This window comes from Flavobacteriaceae bacterium HL-DH10, assembly GCA_031826515.1.
Lineage (GTDB): Bacteria > Bacteroidota > Bacteroidia > Flavobacteriales > Flavobacteriaceae > Thalassobellus > Thalassobellus suaedae.
The window spans coordinates 2,832,315-2,852,512 of the sequence record CP134536.1 but is presented as its reverse complement, the minus strand read 5'-3'; the positions used below and the strand labels follow the sequence as shown (position 1 = coordinate 2,852,512).

Annotated in this window: 21 protein-coding genes; all 21 read right to left on the bottom strand. The window is 32.3% G+C overall.

Features of this window, described 5'->3' with window-relative positions:
• Positions 1-12: 12 nt before the first annotated feature.
• The 21 genes from RHP49_12115 to RHP49_12015 all read right to left on the bottom strand — a co-directional run bounded on the left by RHP49_12115 (position 13) and on the right by RHP49_12015 (position 20,198).
• On the bottom strand, positions 13-1,098 hold the full coding sequence (locus RHP49_12115) for a glycosyltransferase family 4 protein (protein WNH11641.1): 1,086 nt from the start codon (positions 1,096-1,098) through the stop codon (positions 13-15).
• Positions 1,089-2,486 (bottom strand): hypothetical protein, encoded by a 1,398-nt coding sequence (locus RHP49_12110; protein ID WNH11640.1) that lies wholly within the window; start codon positions 2,484-2,486, stop codon positions 1,089-1,091. The genes RHP49_12115 and RHP49_12110 overlap by 10 nt, the downstream gene beginning before the upstream one ends.
• A gap of 59 nt (positions 2,487-2,545) precedes the next feature.
• A complete protein-coding gene (gene asnB, locus RHP49_12105; GenBank protein ID WNH11639.1) occupies positions 2,546-4,252 on the bottom strand; it encodes an asparagine synthase (glutamine-hydrolyzing) in 1,707 nt (568 codons plus the stop codon).
• A gap of 1 nt (position 4,253) precedes the next feature.
• Complete coding sequence (locus tag RHP49_12100; protein ID WNH11638.1) at positions 4,254-4,952, bottom strand: acylneuraminate cytidylyltransferase family protein; 699 nt, start codon at positions 4,950-4,952, stop codon at positions 4,254-4,256.
• Positions 4,952-6,112: a UDP-N-acetylglucosamine 2-epimerase gene (gene neuC / locus RHP49_12095; protein WNH11637.1), complete on the bottom strand. Its 1,161-nt coding sequence runs from the start codon at positions 6,110-6,112 to the stop codon at positions 4,952-4,954. The genes RHP49_12100 and neuC overlap by 1 nt, the downstream gene beginning before the upstream one ends.
• The gene (locus RHP49_12090) at positions 6,109-7,110 is read right to left on the bottom strand and encodes an N-acetylneuraminate synthase family protein (protein ID WNH11636.1); all 1,002 of its coding nucleotides are present in this window, start codon (positions 7,108-7,110) and stop codon (positions 6,109-6,111) included. Before RHP49_12090 ends, neuC begins: the two co-directional genes overlap by 4 nt.
• A gap of 10 nt (positions 7,111-7,120) precedes the next feature.
• Positions 7,121-8,005, bottom strand: a complete 885-nt coding sequence (locus RHP49_12085) for a glycosyltransferase (protein ID WNH11635.1) — start codon at positions 8,003-8,005, stop codon at positions 7,121-7,123.
• Between the two features lie 3 nt (positions 8,006-8,008).
• Complete coding sequence (locus RHP49_12080; protein WNH11634.1) at positions 8,009-8,827, bottom strand: hypothetical protein; 819 nt, start codon at positions 8,825-8,827, stop codon at positions 8,009-8,011.
• A 38-nt stretch (positions 8,828-8,865) separates the two neighbouring features.
• Positions 8,866-9,267, bottom strand: coding sequence for a hypothetical protein (locus tag RHP49_12075; protein ID WNH11633.1), 402 nt, complete (start codon positions 9,265-9,267; stop codon positions 8,866-8,868).
• Positions 9,268-9,270: 3 nt separating this feature from the next.
• On the bottom strand, positions 9,271-10,380 hold the full coding sequence (gene wecB / locus RHP49_12070; GenBank protein ID WNH11632.1) for a UDP-N-acetylglucosamine 2-epimerase (non-hydrolyzing): 1,110 nt from the start codon (positions 10,378-10,380) through the stop codon (positions 9,271-9,273).
• Positions 10,381-10,412: 32 nt separating this feature from the next.
• A complete protein-coding gene (locus tag RHP49_12065) occupies positions 10,413-11,327 on the bottom strand; it encodes a class I SAM-dependent methyltransferase (GenBank protein WNH11631.1) in 915 nt (304 codons plus the stop codon).
• A gap of 4 nt (positions 11,328-11,331) precedes the next feature.
• Positions 11,332-12,402 (bottom strand): glycosyltransferase family 4 protein, encoded by a 1,071-nt coding sequence (locus RHP49_12060; protein WNH11630.1) that lies wholly within the window; start codon positions 12,400-12,402, stop codon positions 11,332-11,334.
• The gene (locus tag RHP49_12055) at positions 12,395-12,616 is read right to left on the bottom strand and encodes a hypothetical protein (protein ID WNH11629.1); all 222 of its coding nucleotides are present in this window, start codon (positions 12,614-12,616) and stop codon (positions 12,395-12,397) included. Before RHP49_12055 ends, RHP49_12060 begins: the two co-directional genes overlap by 8 nt.
• Complete coding sequence (locus RHP49_12050) at positions 12,613-13,254, bottom strand: glycosyltransferase (GenBank protein ID WNH11628.1); 642 nt, start codon at positions 13,252-13,254, stop codon at positions 12,613-12,615. The genes RHP49_12055 and RHP49_12050 overlap by 4 nt, the downstream gene beginning before the upstream one ends.
• Positions 13,255-13,278: 24 nt before the next feature.
• On the bottom strand, positions 13,279-14,079 hold the full coding sequence (locus RHP49_12045) for a glycosyltransferase family A protein (protein WNH11627.1): 801 nt from the start codon (positions 14,077-14,079) through the stop codon (positions 13,279-13,281).
• A 15-nt stretch (positions 14,080-14,094) separates the two neighbouring features.
• Positions 14,095-15,081, bottom strand: coding sequence for a glycosyltransferase family 2 protein (locus RHP49_12040; protein WNH11626.1), 987 nt, complete (start codon positions 15,079-15,081; stop codon positions 14,095-14,097).
• 267 nt (positions 15,082-15,348) lie between these two features.
• Entirely contained in the window at positions 15,349-16,440 is a 1,092-nt protein-coding gene (locus RHP49_12035) for a glycosyltransferase (GenBank protein WNH11625.1), read from the bottom strand.
• On the bottom strand, positions 16,437-17,438 hold the full coding sequence (locus RHP49_12030) for a hypothetical protein (protein WNH11624.1): 1,002 nt from the start codon (positions 17,436-17,438) through the stop codon (positions 16,437-16,439). The genes RHP49_12035 and RHP49_12030 overlap by 4 nt, the downstream gene beginning before the upstream one ends.
• Positions 17,435-18,346, bottom strand: a complete 912-nt coding sequence (locus RHP49_12025) for a glycosyltransferase family 2 protein (GenBank protein ID WNH11623.1) — start codon at positions 18,344-18,346, stop codon at positions 17,435-17,437. The genes RHP49_12030 and RHP49_12025 overlap by 4 nt, the downstream gene beginning before the upstream one ends.
• Positions 18,343-19,422 carry a glycoside hydrolase family 99-like domain-containing protein gene (locus tag RHP49_12020; protein WNH11622.1) on the bottom strand — a complete coding sequence of 360 codons (1,080 nt, stop codon included), beginning with the start codon at positions 19,420-19,422 and terminating at the stop codon, positions 18,343-18,345. The genes RHP49_12025 and RHP49_12020 overlap by 4 nt, the downstream gene beginning before the upstream one ends.
• A complete protein-coding gene (locus RHP49_12015; protein WNH11621.1) occupies positions 19,422-20,198 on the bottom strand; it encodes a class I SAM-dependent methyltransferase in 777 nt (258 codons plus the stop codon). The genes RHP49_12020 and RHP49_12015 overlap by 1 nt, the downstream gene beginning before the upstream one ends.

Below are 20,198 nucleotides of genomic sequence, written 5' to 3'. Positions count from 1 at the left end.
GCTCTGCTTAATCTAGTCTAAAAGTCTAAGATAATTATCAACCATATCATCTAATGAAAACTGAGTTTTTATTAAATTCCTTGTAGGTCCTTCAATGTACTTATTCCCATTAATTACATCCTCTAATAAAACCGCTAACTCTTTAATATTTTTTGTCTTAAAAACAAACCCATTTTTACCTTCTTTAATCACCTCTAAGTTTCCTCCAACAGGCGTTGTAATTACTGGAATATTTGCAGCTAAACTTTCTAAAATAGACAAGCTAAAACACTCCATGTGAGTCGGTTGAATTAAATAATCGTAATGCTGACATAAGGCTTTTAAATTAGATTGACTGCCTTTAAAATTAAAATTGATTTCTAATTTATAGTTTTCAACTAACTTTAACAACTCTTTTTCATAAGGGCCATCACCATAAACATCAACCTTTAAATGAACTTTTAAATTATCTGGCAGTAAATGCACTGCTTTAATTAAATCTTGAATGCCTTTAGATTCCCGCAAATGAGACACTACTAAAAACTTGGGATTTACACGACGTCTTGCTGCCGTTTTAGGAATGATATCATCTATCAAAACACCATTATAAATGGTTTGGGTTTTTGGTTTTAAAAAGTTGCCAAAATCGTTTAAAATGGCCTGACTTGTATAATTTGAAACACCAATAAATAAATCGATATATTTAGAATACAATATCCCCTTTATTCGTTTCTTCAATCGCTTTTTAAACGGATAACCCAATAAAGGTCTTGGGTTGTGGTCTACAGCAATTATTCTAGCTTGCTGATGCTTTTTAACAGTTGCAAAAAATGACGTGCATAATTCCACGAAATGGGTGACAATATATGAATACTGAACTGGCTGCTTTTTAATATGTCTTATAAAACCTTGTTCTAAAGTAACACCGTTAGAAGGGAAAATTTCGAATGTATGGTAATCGCCATGTGTTCCTATGTTTGGAAAAAACCAATCAACTTTTATCCCTTTATCCGTACAAGCTTTATTGAATGCCCAGAAAAAATAATCCATACCGCCTACCCTATCTTTAAGAAGTTCGTAGTTACAAATAATGGCGATATGTTTTTGGTTTATGCCCATATTTTCAAACTCGCAACTAGTTGTTTGTTTGTTTCTTCTAAAGAAACTCCTACTTGCTGTTTAATAAAGTTTTTTCGGTTTATAGAATCTGTATCGTTATTTAAATAAGCTATAATAGCTTGAATCAATTGTTCTTTATTTTTTACAATTCTTGAAGATTGACTATTTACCAAATGCTGAATATGTGCGTATCCTAAAAATCGTTGATCATTATATAATCCATTATTCACATTACCAAAAATAGGGTTTATTACAGGCTTATCAAACAGCATAAAATCTAAACTCATGGTTGAAAGCATGTTAATATTTAAATCTGAATACTCTAAAAGTGCTCGTAATTGTTTAATATCTTCAATTGTTGGAATACGTTGCGACCATGATTCTTGGTGATTTGCCCGGACTTGTTTCCATTTTGGGAAATTCCATTTAATAAATGAAAAATTATCAACCAAAGTTTGAAAACGTATTGGATCTTCAGCTGGCGATGTTCTAACAATAAAATTAACAGGTTCAATGCTTTTTTCAACAATCGCTGTTGCAATAATTTCTATATATAATTCATCATTTTTACTAGTAGAAATATCACCACAACTAAAACAAATGGTTTTCAAATTGGTATTTAAATTGAACTCTTCAATGAATTCTACTTTGGGAATTTTATAATTTGGCATGGCATAAGGTACAAACTGTGGTGTTCCAACCACTTTTATTTGTTCCTGTTCAATAGATGTATAAAATTGAAGTAAATCTTGTTTCATTAAATCACTCCAAACCAAATAATAATCAAAATTAGATGCCATTCTACCTTTAGAAGCCAAATTATCCCAACTAAAAATAAATGCTGCTGTTCTTAATTTTAGTTGTTGTGCTGCATACACCAATGGTGCTATATAAGGTGGTCGTTGATGTGTAAAAAATAATAAAGTAAATTGCTCTTTTTCTAAAATAGACTTATATTCTTTTGTTATTTTATGGTTAGAAAACGTTAAATTTTGTAGTTTCTGAAACTGTTGAATATTTTTTTCTGAATGAAACAATGAAGTCAACTTATAGATAAAACGTGTAGCGTAGCCTCTGGGCGTTTTAAGTTTTGAATCATTGGTTTTTAGATTATCTTGAATTCCTAGATTTCCTTTCTCATGTAATTTAAGATGTGCTATTTCTTTAGCTTTTCTAAAAAACCATGTTTTGAATCGCTCTTCGAAAACATCCAATTCAATCACTCTTAAATGCGTATGTTCATTATAGATTTCTTTTGGCAAACATGATAAAATAACAACCTCATCAAAAGATTGATTTGCAAATTTCAAAAAATCACTTAAAATGAAATTTCTAAAACCAACGCCATCCGTTATTACTAGAGCTAACTTTGATTTTATGTTTTGCAATTTTAGAGTGGTTGTGGTTAAGAACCCAAAGATAATATTTTAGTTTAACCAAAAAACCATTAAGCCAATAACATTGAGAAGTTAACCAACTGCCAAATATGAAAACTTGATTGATTATCACCTGCTAGATATTTATGCCATTCCAAATCCATTTTCGTTTCATTAAACCACGATTTGTACTCGCTAGATTTGATATTATCTATATGATTTTTAACAAAACTTTTTAAATCATGACCTAACCATTCGCGTTGGGGTGTTTGTAAAGGTCGTTTTGGTGTATATGAAACATTTCTACCAACATGGTTACTTATTAAATCTCTTAAAAGCCACTTGCCCTGATTATTTTTAATTTTAAATTCTACGGGGAGAGAAAAACCAAATTCCACTAATCTATAATCTAAAAAAGGCACTCTTAATTCTGTTGAATAAGCCATAGAAACCCTGTCATTAAAACGTAAAGATCTGGGTATTTTAGTATAAAATAAATCTCTGTATTGCTGATTTTCTAGTGAAGATTTAAAAGGCGTTGGATATTCTCCTTTTGAGACATTATCCGCGAATGATGGATGTAACATGTCTTTTCTAAATGGACTCTTATTAATCCCTTGAATTGTAGATTTGGAATTATTGTTGTAATAATCGTAACCTGCTAATTGCTCATCCATTCCTTGTCCATCTAACAGTACTTTTACACCTTTTTTTGATGCTGACGCAAATAGTTTTGAATACGCTAAAGTTGGTATGCCTCCAAAGGGTTCATCTTGAATTTGAGTTATAAAGTTTGATAAACCCGGAACTTCATTAGCAGATAGCAACACTTTATTTAACGGGCATTTATAACGTGCTATAATTTGTTCTACCCAAGGTAATTCATCATAGTTTTTATCACCAGTATAAAATGTAAAAGCTTCAATTTTTGATATGTCTTTTTGTGAAATATTTGCCAAGGCCAGTAATGCTGAACTATCCAAACCACCACTTACATTAAAACCTAAAGGTACATCTGCACGAAACCTTAAACTAATGCTGTCTATCAGCAAATCTTTATAAATGGCTTTAGCCTCCTCATAATCAGTTATTTTAGCTTGATTATTTACATTGCTTTCAAAATTGTACCACTTTGTTATTTTTAATTGGTTATTAGACAATTCTAAGTAATGACCTGCTTGTAGTTGATTAATTCCCTCCCAAAATGTTTCGTTTGGTAAACCATAACTTCCATTTACAAAATAATTAGACCAAACCATTCCACTTGGTTTTCTATTTACTCCAGTGTTATGAATGGCTTTGATTTCGCTAGAAAAAACAAATACATCTTTACTTTTAAAGTAATAAAATGGTTTGATACCAAAACGGTCTCGTGCAGCAAATAATTCTTTTTTCAAAGTATCCCAAATGGCAAATGAAAACATACCATTAAGTATTCTTAAACAATCTTTCCCATATTTTATAAAAGCTGCTAATAATACCTCTGTATCAGATGCCGTTTTAAAATGATAATCATGCTTCAACCTTTCTTTAAGCTCTAAATAATTATAGATTTCACCATTAAAAACTATTATATATCTGCCTGAAACATCATTAAAAGGTTGATTAGCCTTTTGAGATAAATCTATTATGGAAAGCCTGTTGTGCCCCAATGCAGAGAAACCTCTATCAAAGAAAGTCCCTGTAAAATCTGGACCTCTATGGCCTTGAACTTCCAGCATTCGCTTTAATTGAAACTCAAAATCGTCTGTTCCAACAAGTCCTGCGATTCCACACATTCTATGCGTTATTTAAGTTTAAAAATGCCTCGGCCTTATTCCAATCTTCTAAAGTATCAATATTGATAGTATAATCTGAAGGTGATTTTATATAAGCTAATTTAGAACCATATAAAGAATTTTGTTCTAACAAAACATTGGTTTTGGTAATATAAATAAGTCCATCTCTATGATACACTTCGGGTAAATCTTGGCGTCTGGAAATAATGTCTTTTTCACCGGTAAATAATTCTAAGTTGTCAACTTTATCCTTTTTAAAAACCCAATGCGGGTTATATTCATCTGGAACTTTTTGTATAGAAACCAAAGCATCACAATCACTTTCGGTGAACTTTTTAATAGCCTCATCTATAAACATACCTGTTTTAAAAGGACTTGTAACTTGCAGCAAACAAACCGCATCAAAATAAATATTTTGTGCTTCGTAAAATTTTAAAGCATGCTGAATGACAACAAGCGTGGGCGACGTGTCTTTTGCAAGATTTTTAGGTCTTACAAAAGGGACTTCCAAATCAAGTTTTTTAGCGACTTCAATTATAGACTCGTCATCCGAACTTAAAATTAAATGCGTTAGTTCTTTAGCATTTTTTGCAGCTTCAATGGTATACTGAATTAAAGGTTTCCCTTTAAGAATTTTGATATTCTTTTCAGGTATAGATTTAGAGCCTCCTCTTGCTGGTATAAGTCCTAAAATCCTCATTAATATGAAATAGTTTTATGAAAACGCAATTCAACTTCAGCTATGATATTAGCAATTTTATCACCAGAATTTCCATCACCGTATAAAGTATCGTTACTAATAATATTCTTTGCTTCTATTCTATTTAGTATGCCTGATTTTATTTCATCTTGTTTATAAGAAACATCCATAACGTTATTTCCTCTTGCTCGTCCGTTTTGACGTGTACCAATGTTTATTACTGGCACGCCCAAATAAGCACACTCTCTAATTCCCACACTAGAATTCCCAACCAAACATTTACTATTAATAAGTAAGCGTAAAAAATCTTCGGGAATCATATTTTTAAAAAAGTGGATGTTCTCGGGTTTATGAATTTCCCGATACGAACGAATTCCATTGGATGTCCCATCGGCACCAGCATCCACATTTGGCCAAAACCAAAAAGCCGGAATTCCCAATTCGTGTATCACTTTCAAAGTAGTCAAAACATTTTCTTTAGCCTGATGGTATTCTGTAGTAACAGGATGTTGCATCACCACAACATAACCTTCTTGCCAATTAATCGTATGTCCTACGCCACCGTATTTTGTTATAGGATTAAAATTTAATTTCGGAGATTTACTAACTTTATATGCTATATCGATTGAAGGGCAGCCCGTATTAAAAACGTAATTAGCATCCTCACCCATTTTAATAACTCTAAGTTTTGCATCTTCCGATGCTACCAAATGTATGTCAGCTAATTTTGTATTGGCATGACGTACTTTTTCATCAATATTTCCTGTAACTTCTCCTCCTTGAATATGGATTAAAGGAATGTTTTGATAAGAAGCAGCAATAGAGGTCGCCAAGGTTTCAAAACGATCGGCAATGGTAACAACTGCATCTGGTTTTAAATTATAAAAAGTATTAGCTAATTCCATAACTCCCAAACCAGTGGTTTTTGCCATAGAGGTTTTGTTTTCTCCTTCTAAAACCATAAATACTTTAGCATCTATTTTAAAACCATCATTCTCAATATAATCCACAGCGTTCCCATATCTATCCAACAAAGCTGAACCAGCTACAACCAGTTGCAATTCTAAACTTGGATGATTCCGTATAGCAGTTAACGCCGTTTTTATTCTACTATAAGAAGGTCTTGCAGTTATAACTACACAAATTTTTCTTTTATTCATTTAATATCATCTATGTTTAAAAAATCCCACTGCTTCATGTCTTTTATAATTTTATGCCCAATTATAGCTTCAAAATTTGATGCAGAAATTCCTTTATTTGCAGGTTTTTTTGCTTCTAAATCAGAAAACCTAATAATGTGCCCAGATTGTAAATCTTTGTTTATAGCTAAAGATTTTTCAAAAATAGATTTAAGTTCTTTAAATTTTGAATTATCTTTTTTATCTATTGGGTGGATTTGGGCTTTCTCAATATTTCTAATAGCCTCTGAAAGTGCTTTAATCTCCTCAATAGTGAGTGATGACGTAACATCCGGTCCGAAATCGTTTCTACTAAAAACGGCATGGAATTCTAAAATTTCGGCACCCAAAGCTACTGCAGCAATAGCTGTTTCCATTTTCGCCGAATGGTCTGAAAATCCAACAGGCACTTTATATCTTGATTTTAATTCTTGAATAACATTTAAGCCATATTGCTCTGGTTTTGTTGGGTAGGATGTGGTGCATTGTAATATGGAAAATTCAACGTCTTTGGATTTCAAGAATTCTACCGTTTCATCCAGTTCTTTAAAAGAACTCATTCCTGATGACACAATAATAGGTTTACCAGTTTGAGCAATTCTCTCAAGCAATAAAAAATTATTAACCTCGCCCGAACCTATCTTATAGGTATTTACACCAACTTTCTCCAACAAATCTACCGCCGCATTACTAAACGGCGAACTCATAAACTCTAAACCGACCGTATTACAATGCTGTTTTAAACCTATCCACTGTTCTAAAGTAAACTCCATGCGCTTCCAATAATCAAAACGGGTTTTATCTTGTTCTGAAAATTTTATTCGAAAAGGTTCAAAAATACTACTTTCAGCCTCTGCAATATGCGTTTGAAATTTAACAGCATCAACACCGGTAACAGCGAGCGCATCAATATAACGATGGGCTGTGTCTAAACTTCCGTTATGTGCTTGGGCTATTTCAGCTATTAGTTTAACGCTCATTTTCTTTTTATTAAAACACTGGTGAATTCAATTCATTTACTCGTTTTAAAACACTTGCTTCTACCGGTTTTCTATGCTTTAAAACCTTTGAACTTTGAAATATTATTAGCCCAAGTATTCTAATATAGGTTCTAAAATAGATTTTATCTACCAGTGCATATTTTGTAAAGTTATGCCAAAATAGCTTTAGTAATTTAAACACTGGATTTCTATAATAAACTATATAATAAAAAGCTGTATTTTTTAATTGCTTTCCAAATCTATAATAATTTCTTCCATTATTCAATCTTTCCTGCTTATTAACGCGGTGATTTACTACAATATTATTGGTATAGAGAATATCTTTGTTGTTTGCTAAAACTTCTATGGCCACACAGGATTCCTCTCCGTAAATATCTATCCATATTGGAAACCCATTGGTAGATTCATAAACCTCTTTTTGAATAGCAAATCCACAGCCTACAAAACTATTGCATAAAAATTCTATTTTATCTGTGGATTTTTGCAATAAAGCTTCTTCGTCACTATTAAATACCCCTTTAATTTCATGAAAAGCAATAATACCTAAGTTTTTATTCTCATTAAAAACAGTATGTACAATATCTACAAAATCAGATTGTAATGGATGTGCATCATCATCCAACCCTATAAAAACATCACCTCTGCCATACGAATACAATGTATTTCTAGCTGATGATGCCCCTAAACTCTTTTCAGATTCATACCAAAAAACTTTGGGGAACTCACTTTTTAATACATGGGAACCATCAATGCAACCATCCAAAAACACCAAAATTTCACAACTTGAATAATCCACCGATTTCTCAAGAATCTCCAATGTTTTTTTCAATTCCTGTTTTCTATCCTTTGATACAATTAAAATAGACGTTTGCATTATTTATAAACTAGAACGGTTCAACAAATCATTTATAGACTTTTTCAAATAGTCTTTTGATATATAATATAATAAATCCTCTCGGTATAAAACTAAGCGGTTTGGGTCTTCTTTCCATATGTAATACAACCTTTCTATCAATAATGCTATTTTGCCTACATCATCTACCCGTGAATGGTATTCATACTCTTCACCGAGTAAGCGTTTCGTTTCACTATTTAGGGGACCCAAATGCAGTATTAACTTCTTTGCTGAAATACAATGCGGAAACTTGCCTGGTAAAAAAGGACTAATCTCAGAATTTGCTTCTAATATAATATTTACTGATACTTTCTTTTGTAGCGAATATACCTCATCAAAAGGAACATTAGAAAGTTGGGTATGTATTTCGGGTATTGTAGCCACATTTTTTTCTATAAAACTTTTATGATATGCCGCATTTCCCAACAACAATAATCTAGTTTCTTCTTTTGCTTTAGGGTTATTATCTAAAAACAATTTAAAACCCTTTATTAAACCTTCTGGATTGCGCTGTTTCATTAAATTTCCTGCATGCAACAAATTAAATTTAGAAGCATCAAAATAAGTAGGGTTTACAGAGTGATTCAATTCAACTTCAGAATCTTGATGCGGAATTACAATTCCCGTTTTAATAAAATTTGGGAAATAACCACCCATCCAGTCTTTTAAAAGCATACTAGGAAATCCTGAAAATTTCGCATGATCCGAAACACTTTTAAAAAAAGCCTGTTTTTGTTTATGCCCCGGATCTTTCCAATCATAAGGTGGCGGATAACAAACAAACGGGTAAGGGTCGTGCACATATGCCAGCCACTTTTTATATAAAACCGGTAGCTTGTTTACGGCATAATGAGGTCTAAAACTCCCCCTTTGCTTAAAGTTATTATTAAATATACATCAGAAAAATCTTGCTTTATTAAAGTTGCTTTAATACTTCGTATATCATTAAAAAAAGTGAATGAAAAACCAAATACAGGTTCTAGATATTGTGCTAAATTCACTTTAAAATAACGCTGTATAACACGTTGTAGTCTGCTTAAAAAATAAAACAATGTAAACTTCTTTTCTTGTATAGCTATACATTCAACATCCTTTAAATGGATGTTTTGTTGCGTATAGTGTAAAACTTTAACACGGTACCCTATAGCTGCTAAATTTTTAATCAAAGCCACATTGGCTTTAGAGCCGCTACTATCATCTACATTAATAGAATCTACAACTACTAAAATTTGCTTTAACATGTACTAAATACTATTATTTTGAATAAATTCTACTATGTTAATGGCTGCAAATCCGTCTCCATAAGGATTGTTCATGCAATTAACAGCATCACTATTGTTTAATACTTTTCTCGTTTCTTCAATAATTCTATTTGGGTCCGTTCCAACCAAAATGGAACACCGGGCTTGTATGCCTTCATCCCGCTCGGTAGTTTCTCTAGTAACCAAAACAGGGATGTTTAAAGAAGGGGCTTCTTCTTGAATACCGCCAGAATCTGATATAATCAAATTAGACTTCCTCATTAACCAAACAAATGAAGGATAATCTAAAGGTGCTATTAAATGAATGTTTTTAATGTTAGATAGTTTCTCATAAACCACGTTTTGAACATTCGGGTTTAAATGCACTGGATATACGATTTCAACATCATGCTTTTTTGAAATCTCTAAAATGGCTTCACAAACATTCTCAAAACCAGCTCCAAAACTTTCTCTTCTATGTCCGGTAACTAAAACTATCTTTTTACTAAAATCTATCTTTTTAGCTAAATTTTCTATAAAACCATTGGTGTAGCCGTTATCAATTTTATTTAATGTATAAAACAAAGCATCAATCACCGTGTTTCCTGTTACTAAAATTTGCGATGCTTGAACATACTCATTCAATAGGTTCTGTTTTGCTTTTTCTGTTGGGGCAAAATGAAAATCTGATATTCGTCCAGTTATCTGTCTATTTAATTCTTCAGGAAATGGGGAACGCTTATTGTAAGTCCTTAAACCCGCTTCTACATGTGCTACCTGAATACCACAATGAAAAGCCGCTAACGCTACCATGGTAGACGTTGTAGTATCGCCATGAACCAAAACAAGATCGAAACGTTCTTTTTCAAAAATTTTATCCATTTCAGATAATATTCTTGAACTTAATTGGCTTAAACTCTGGTTGGGCTGCATGCAATTTAAATCGAAGTCTGGAATCAAATCAAAAAATTCAAGCACTTGATCCAGCATGTGCCTGTGCTGTGCCGTAACACAAAGTTTATAAGGTAACTGCCGTTGCTTTAACGCCATACAAATAGCCGCCATTTTAATAGCTTCTGGGCGTGTACCAAAACAAAGTAATATTTTTTTCAAGTGCGTTTCTAATTAAAAACCAATATAGAGTTTTATTTTTTCTCTAACCAGAGATTACCACCAAGATTACTATAACATAAGGGCATAGATTCAAAAATAGCACCATGGAATTTATGCAAATATTCTGAAAATAATTTTATTTCGAATTGCGCGTTATACATTAAAAATGCTTTTATAATATAGGCTTCATTCCAATTTCTACCTTGAAAGACCCATTCTTTAGGGTATTCGAAAGGATAAAAAATATCGTGGAAATGTATTAAAACGCCTGCCTTTAATCTAGGTAAAATATGGAACATTATAAAATTCACATCGCTTCCTGTTTTTGACACATGTGTACTATCAATAAATAAAATATCTCCAGATTCTAGAACATCAAAAACAGATAATGGTACATCCTGTATCTTTTTTGTTAAAATCTTATTCGTTAACAAATCTCCTTCTTTCAGTAAAGCATACAAGCGATTAGGATAGGGCTCTATAAAAGTTAAATCTATCTCATTAGAAAAAAATAATTCATTAGTATCTAACATAACCATGGAAGAATAACCAGACCCTATTTCAATAACCCTTTTAGGTTTAAAGTGCCTGATAAAAGAATATAGGATTATAGCATCTGTATATGAATACGATCCATTTTCAAACTGATAACGCAACCCCGCACTTTTCTCTGGCTTAAATGGCAATTCCTTATAGTACGCTTCAAACTTTTTTACCAACTGCTTTTGTGCTTCTGTTCTTAAATCAATGCCATTAATTAAAGGCGTTTCAACAGCTTGCCATATACTATCCGCCCGCTCCTTTATATCTTCTATAGAAACTACAGGAGAATAAAAATGGCCATTGGGGAAACAACAATTAAGACTCTGTTTATACAAACCTCTCACATAAGGCATTTTATTTAAAAAACTTATGACACTACTTTTAATTATCTTTTTAAATTTCATAGCGCTAAAAAATTTTTTTGACATTCTTTTTTACTGAATTAAAATCGTATGACTTCGATTTTAAATAGGCCGATGCTGCCATATCCTTTTTAAGTTCAGAAGTGTTCTCAAGCAGTTTCATAATATAAAATTTCAATGCTTCCTCTGTATTCCAATGATACCCATTTATACCATGGTCTACAGTCTCTTTATGTCCCCCTTTACCTATCACAAGCGGAATACAACCATGGGCCATAGCCTCTACAACCGAAATGCCGTAATGTTCTACAAACATGGGCTGTTTTGTTTCATCAATTTTATAACCACAAGCACTGATATAAAATGCAGAGTGTTCTAAAATTTCTTTTTGTGTTTCAAGTGAACCATTTTCATGAAAAACGATGGGGTAACCTTCAGCTTGTTTTTTCAACCTGTTTACAAATTTCCTATCTCCCACATACCCTATCAAGTGTAATTTACAATTTGTCTTGCCTTTTCTAATAACATCTATAAAACATGCAATAACTATATCTTGCCGTTTTGAGCGTTCTCCCTCATTAAACCTACCTATACAAACCCAATCTTCATTTTTATTTAAAGGCAATTCGGTTGGGTTTTCTATAGGTGGATAAATAACATGGGCTGAACGATGCCACCGTTTTAATATCCAGTGTTTTGTAAACTCTGAATTGGCAATAACATGCTGCCACGTCCTTAGCCGTATTTTTTCGCTTAATGATTCTATTTTTTTCATGGGAAAATCACAAAGAATATATGACTTTTTAACCAAGGTTATTCTAGGAGCAACTAATGATTGCTGTATAACAATATCGTAATATAGCCGCTCTTTAAATGCAAATTTAAGCTGCTCCAACAAAGGAAAAGGTTTTCTTTCTATAAATTTTATCTGTAAATCGCCTGTTTTGTAACGACTCCTTAATTCCGTTTCATTAACAGTTTCAAAAAAAAAAACAGTCACATCAAATTGTCTTGATGTTAATAAGTTAGCCAATGCCAAAACATAAGTAATACCACCTCCAGCATTGGTATCCCATGCGTTAGAATAAATGGCTATTTTTTTGTTTTTTTTATACAATTCTTTTTATTTTATGTTTCACTCTTTTTAACATCCTTATGCATTTCCCTAAAACAAACAAGCCAAAAGCTACAGGCCAAATAGTTACATTTTGTAAAAATAAATATTTACTATAATCAATTTCTTTACTAATCCTGTTACTCCATAAAGAATCATTTTTCCAAGATTGGCCACCAAGATGCACGATGTTAACATCTGGTAAAATCACACTCAATAATCCCTTTTTTTATACCTAAAGCCTAATTCCATATCTTCCAAATACATAAAATAAGAAGGGTTAAAAAGCCCATAAGTTTCAATAACCTCACGTTTTATAACAATAGCGGCTCCTGTTAAATAATCAACTGGTACAGAAACATGCATCTTACAATATTTTGAAGTCGCTAATTTGTCATAATAATAGTCCTCAGTTCCCTGTTTTAACCCATAATCAAATAATAACTTTTCAATACTTAAAAAATTACCGTAACTAATATTATGTTTTCCATTGTCATCAATCAAATTTCCACCAACACAAGCAACTTTTGGGTGCGCCTTTAAATAATCTATAAAATTTATAATAGCATTTTCATTTATTAAATAGGCGTCTGAATTAAGTAAAAATATAAAATCTCCCTTTGATTTTTCAAACCCATAATTATTGGCCTTACCAAAACCTATATTCTCATCCAATTGATAAAAATAGGTGTTTTCATATTTAGCCAATTCTACGTCAAGGCATGTTACTTTGGAATTATTCTCTAAAACAATAACCTCAAAATCAATGTTTTTAACATATTTAAAAACCGATGCAACAGCCTGAAGCGTTAAAGCATCTGTATTGTAATTTATTATAATAATGGAGACATCCATTGACCAGACAAAATATTTTATAAATTAAAAAAGCTTAAACTTAAAAAAGGTTTTGGTAAAAAGATTAAAAGCAAATTTTTTGCTCTCAAAACTAAGTTCAATTTGTTTTCTGTTTTTATTTAAAATATCATAATTTGAAATAAAAAAATCAATATGCTTTTTGGTAACATAAGTCTCAGAATTTTTTTTTTCTTCAAGATTAATGTGTCTTACCATAGAATTTTTCCTTACTCTATAATAAAATCCAGTATATTCTAAACATTTTACCTTTCCTCCATTTTTTAAAAGCGAAATCCAAAACTCCCAATCCTCCCATCCAAATTTCATATTTACATCATACCCCCCTATCATTTTCCAATCTAACTTTCTGAACATACCAGAACAAAATATCATGTTAAAGCGAGCTAAATCTAACAGAGAAAAAGGAGGTAATTCCCACAAACCTTGTTCTTCACCAAATTTTTCTGCCTTGCAATACACTACTTTTAGGTTGGCATCTTCTTGAAAAGCCTCCAAAGCCATGGTTATATAATTGCTTGCAATTTTATCATCAGCATCCAATGGCAATATAAACTTGCCTTGGGATTTAGCTATACCAAAATTTCGGGCACTGGACAAACCCTTATTCTCTTGATACACATATTTAAGGCGGGCATCATTTTCTAGCCACTTTTTAGCTATACTTTCGGTTTTATCGGTACTACCATCGTTCACAATAATACATTCCCAATGGGTATAAGTCTGTTCCATTACAGATTGCAATGCTTCACCTAGGTATTCAGCTTGATTAAAACAAGGAACTATTATTGATACAATTATGGACATTTTAAATTGTTAGTTTTAATTTATTTTCAAACTAAATGTTTTATAAAATCGATACATCCCAATACCTTTAATTTTAAAAATACCTAAATTCATAAAAAGCATCATTAGTAGAAATAAAATTTTAGTTTCAAAATTGTATATTCCTGATTTAATTGACCATAAAAAAACTTGATTTGATCTTTTTTTATTTTTATTAAAAAAGGGAATGACAAATTCATTAATTATTTTATTATTAAACTTTCTAAATTCGGGTTTAAATTCTTTTGTATTCAATAAATCTGAATGTATTTTGTAAAAATCTAATAAAGAATGTAACACCTTGTTTCTAAAATTAGTATTGTAAATTTTATGCTTGTCAACTCTGTAAAAAGTATCTATTTTAAAATCCCTTAAAAGCTTAATATTTTTAAAAGTTGAAAGAATTTTTATATTAAAACTAACATCTTGAAATCTACTCAAGTTTTCATCAAATCTACAGATATTCAACAATTTCTTGCTATATAAACATGAAGATGTATGCCAAGGTATATCATAACATAAAAACAATCTTAAATAATTTTCTCTATCACTTTTGTCAGGATCTTTATTAATAGATTTATATATTTTTACTGAATCATTTAGCAACCCTGTATCTCTAATTAACAAATCTAAGGAAGAATCTCTTAAATAGTACGCAACTCTTTCTTCAAAGCAAAATGATTCCAAAACATCATCCGAATCTAAAAATTGAATATATTTCCCCTTACTCAATTCAAACCCATAATTCCTACAGGCATTAGCACCTTTAGGTCTATCTATTGGACGATGATGGTATTGAATGCGTTCATCTTTTTGGCAATAATTTTTTAAAACCTCATCTGTATTATCAGTACTACCATCGTCCACCACAATACATTCCCAATTGGCATAAGTTTGAGCCAATACGCTATCAAGGGTTTCTCCAATGAGGTGTGTACGGTTGTATGTTGGAATGATAATAGATATCAAAGGGGTATTGGTCATAACACTAATTTATAGTGCCACTAATATAGGAAATTTGTTGATGAATGTTGAATGGTGGCATATGAGATGCCATACTGAAGTTTGACTTTGAACCTCGCCCACACACCCTAGTACCTGTCACCCTGAGCTTGTCGAAGGATTGTCACCCTGAACTCGTTTAAGGGTCTCATTTCAGAATCCCACAAACCTTGTCATACTGAGCCTGTCCAAGGACCAATGTCAGTTCGAGTGATTTTTGAAGCATGAGAAAATCGTATCGAGAACTACTCAACATAACAAGGTATCCTGCAAACTATCTATATGCCTTTGCAAACTAAAATGCGCCTTAATATGCTGTTTCCCTTTAGCTCCCATAGATTTTGCTAATTCCAAATCATCCAAAAACATCATCATATGTTTACCCATAGCCTCCACATCATGCTCATCACAAAGCAAACCGGTTTCGCCATGCACAATCACATCAGGAATACCTGCATGAATAGTTGAAATAACAGGCAATCCCGCTGTACTAGCCTCTAACACCGCTAAAGGCGTGCCTTCCATATCGCCCGTATCAGCGGTTATGGAATGCTGCACAAAAGCCAACGATTCCGCCAATAAACCACGGTACTGCTCTGGTGTCACCACGCCCAAAAAGTGGACATGTTCCGCAATTTGATACTCCTTTACCAAATTTTTACACATGTTTAGCAACGCACCGTCTCCAGCCATTAACAAACGGGCATCAGGATGCGTTTCCAACACCTGTTTAAAAGCCATAATGGTATAATATGGGGCTTTCTTATCGGTAAACCGCCCAATGGCAACGAATTGTTTTTTAGTAAACGTAGGCACTACCGTTTCAAAATCGGGGTTTGGCCCATATACATTATAAACAAGTTTATCCTTTGGACACCCCAACTCTAACAACCTATGCGCCATTACTTTTGAAACAACGATAATCTTTTTAGTAATAGCAAAGACTTCTTTATAATTTTCACACTTTTGTATAACTGCCCGAATACTGGCATCATAGCCATGAAAGTGCACCGCTACAGGCAATCCCGAAGTATTGAGTATGTCTTTTAAATGATAGGCATGGGTACCATATTCAACCAACACCGTTTCAATATTGTTTGCCTTTAAACTATACAACACGCGTTGTTGCCATAAATAGCTGCTGGGCTTTCTAAAAAGCTTTGCATATACCCTTAAAAACTTATAACGATATAAAGGCATTAACCGCTGTTGCCCTTCAAGTTGTATATGGGCATCCCTACCGTAATAGTAAAATACAGTACCTTTTAAATGGTTTTTATGCGCCTGAATAAAGGTTTCAGAATACGGATTTTGGTTGGGAGTAAAAATAGCGATGTTCAAAGTAAAAATAATTTATGCTTTATTTGTTTTAACTTATTATACATCATCTTCTTCATTTTAAGCAAAAGGGTATGCTTCTTTTTAACAAAAATTTCTTGCTCTTTTCTCGATTGTATTTTAATACCATTTTCAAAAAAATCTTGAATAATGTCTTTATTGTGATATTTTAAAACAATATCACGGTATAGCTCTATATATGGTATCAATAAAGTGTCGTCATTCCAAACATAGGCTCCTTTGAACAAACTGTTTGTAAAATGAATAAAAATTATAGCCTCAGAGTTATTAATTAAAACGTTGCCATCTTTCTGAAGAACACGCTTACAATCAACTATATTCCAATTCGCAACATTACAACCTTTATGGGTTATATGTCCTACATTATCAAATCGAGTTGGCAAAATATCTAAATAGCGTTGATCTACATAATATCCAGCATCTCTGTTTACCTCACAATTATGAAGGCATAATTCTGCCCAATAAGTAAGTGCTGCAGTACCACCTTTTGTTGCCCCAATAAACCCCCCATTAAATATCCCATCTAAAAAATTATGCCTGAAGTTTTTCAAATCTATCTTTGGATTCGAACAACGCCAATGGGGAGATAATAATATATTATTTAATTCTAATTCATCCCATAGAAAATCGAATCTATTAAAAAAACAAATATCACAATCTACATAAATTACTTTATTATACCCCTTTTCTAAAAGTTTAAGTATTAAAATCGACTTCATACCCCATCTATATGCGTCCTGATTTGTTACAGAATACTTCTCCTCTAGTTCTTGCGCTAAATTATTTCCTCTAAAATCTTTGGTATAATAAATTAATATCCCACGTGATAAAACTATTTCTTTGAGTGTTTTATCTATTTCTCCACTACTTATAAATATACAATATTCGGTTTCTGAATCAAATCTTAAAAAAGAATCGTGAAGAGCAAGTGCATAATGTACATAATTAGCAGTAATAATTGTGCAGATAATATTTTTCATTTATTTATTTTATTACCTAAAATTAATAAAACATAAGCTATTTGAAATTCGATGGGTAATTTAAGTTTGAAATTCGGAAACTTACCTACCGTTTTTCTTTTTAAGTAACATTCTAAAACAATCCATTTGTATTTACCCAGATTTATAACTCGATCTATAAAACTACTATACTGTTTTACTATAAATTTATACTCATTAAATCTTTGATTCTCAACAACAAACCCTTTAAAAACTCTAGTTGTTTTTTCATGCTTTCTAAAATAATTTAATGGTAAACAGCAATAAGCTATATCCCCATATTGTAACAATTTAAGCCAAATCAACCAGTCTCCGCAAAACTTCATTTCAAGAGGAAGTTCTACTCTTAATATAGCGGTTCTTTTAAACAAAACTGCACTGGCATTAGGAATAATATTTCTATATCGAAAATAATATTTAATCTCTAAACAACCGATATTAGTGTAATTTGATTGCCAACGAACTTTATCTAGCTGAGAAGCCCACTTGTCCAGATAAACACTTTTTTGTATTTCATCAAAATGCTTCGTTGCACAATAGGCTAACACTGTTTCTTCATCTTTTAAAAATAGCAATAAGCTTTCCAAAAAATTAAGCTCGCAATAATCGTCACTCTCTGCTATCCATATATAATCGCCTTTGGCTAGTTCAATCCCCCTTTGCCATTGCTTAAACGGACTACCCGAATTCTCGTTGTTCATTACAACATGCGATACTTTTGGATGGTCTTTATATTGATTTAATAAATCCACACTACCATCAGTAGAAGCATCATCCAATAAAATGACCTCAAAATCCTGAAAGGTTTGATTAAAAACAGAATCTAACCGTTCTTGCAAAAACAATGCATGGTTATAATTGGGAATAATTATTGAGACTTTGGGGTTCACGATTCCAAGGCTTTTTTAGTGGCTTCTAAATACCTTGTACCATACTTTATACAGGGTTCTAAATGATTTCCTTCTGCCCATTCGTTCATAGCATTGATAAATACAAAATTTTCATCTTTAGAATAAGGCTTAAAATATTTTACTATGTGCAGCAACCATTTATAATATAAGTCAGGGCTACTCCCTTTTGCTACGATCCAGTCCTTTTTTTTACGTGCCGTATTATCCCAAGAAGGAGTAACGCTCCTAAATAATTTATAACCAGGTATTGGTCTTTCTATACAGTTTTTAACACCTTTTTCAAAGTCCCTAAAATCAATTTCTAATGATTTAGGTTGAATATTAAACAACTTCAAAAAATGCTTTTTTGAGGGTTTTGGCTGTTTATTCTTTATAACAGCAAGTGGCGAAAACTCTATGGCTGCATCAAAACCTAAAGACTCAGGATTCGCCTCACCATAAAAACTTTCTGTAAGACATAAATATAAATCTGGAAAATTAAACTCTTCAATAGCTATTTTACGCCAAATAGCCGCTGTTTTTTTTAAATCGGGAAATAAATTATCTCGATAAATTACAAAAACAGGTTTTCCATCTACCTTAATATATCGGCTATCAGAAAACACTTCTTGGCACAACCAGCGCATATGGTTGGCATCATCTTCAAAACTATAATTTTGCTGTATTAGAACATCATCATCTTTACCATCCCAACGGCGTGTCCAATTTTCGTTAGCCCAACAGAGCATAAAGGGCATATCTAAATCCTTTTGCTTTAGCATCCCATCAATAGGCTGGTTTAACAAGCGCTTGCCATTAAACCAATAATGATAATAGCAAAAACCCTCTATACCATAAACTTTAGCTAAATTGGCCTGAGCTAGTCTTGCCTCTGGTAAACGCAAATCATAAAAACCTAAATCTGTTGGCAAATGGGGCTGATAATGTCCTTTAAACAAAGGCTTGGCCTTAGTTACATTGGTCCACTCGGTAAACCCTTTACCCCACCATGCATCATTTTCTGGTATGGGGTGAAATTGTGGTAAAACAAAGGCTATGGGTTTTAATTTTTGCATTATTTTATTTTTCTAGCAACAACTATTTCAATGTATTCAGCTCGAATACCATAATTTAAGTCGTCAATATAAATAATTTCACAATGAGCACCTGTGCTTTTTTCAATAAAATCTTTAATATCATAGCCCCAATGCATGGTTACAGGCGACCCTTTACTATCTACAGGGTTTCCATGCCATTCAGGCTCGAATAAAAACACGGGTTCTCCATCTTTCCCTTTTTTAGCCCAACGTTGCGTAGGTTTATGTTTATTTATTATGGGTACCGAAAAAATATGTGCACCTCCAACTTTTAATGTACGGTTAATTTCCTTAAATGCTTTTTCAGGTTCATAGATATGCTCCATAACATCCGAGGTTATTACCAAATCAAATGAATTATCCTCGAAGGTTTGATTTTCTAAATCTTCATTTCTAAAACCATTAACAATGGTTCCAAATGGTTCATTTGCATAAAATTGAGAAGAAATATAATTCTTGCATTGCTTTTTTAAATTAACACTATGTCCTCGGTTTCCTGGAGACGACTCGTGTATTTTCAAAGCCATCCAATTTGGATACTGATTTTTTATGGTAAGCATTAAAGCGCGTTCTCTAGGAATGCAACCACAATTACTACACTTAAAATGATCACGTAACCAAGGGTTATTAGCAACAAATAAAACTTCATACTCACAGCAAGGACAAACCCCTTTTTGTTTAAAATAAAAGGACCCTATACGTTTTTCGTATATAGTTCTTATTTTTTGCTTTATATATTTTTTAATTTTATTCAA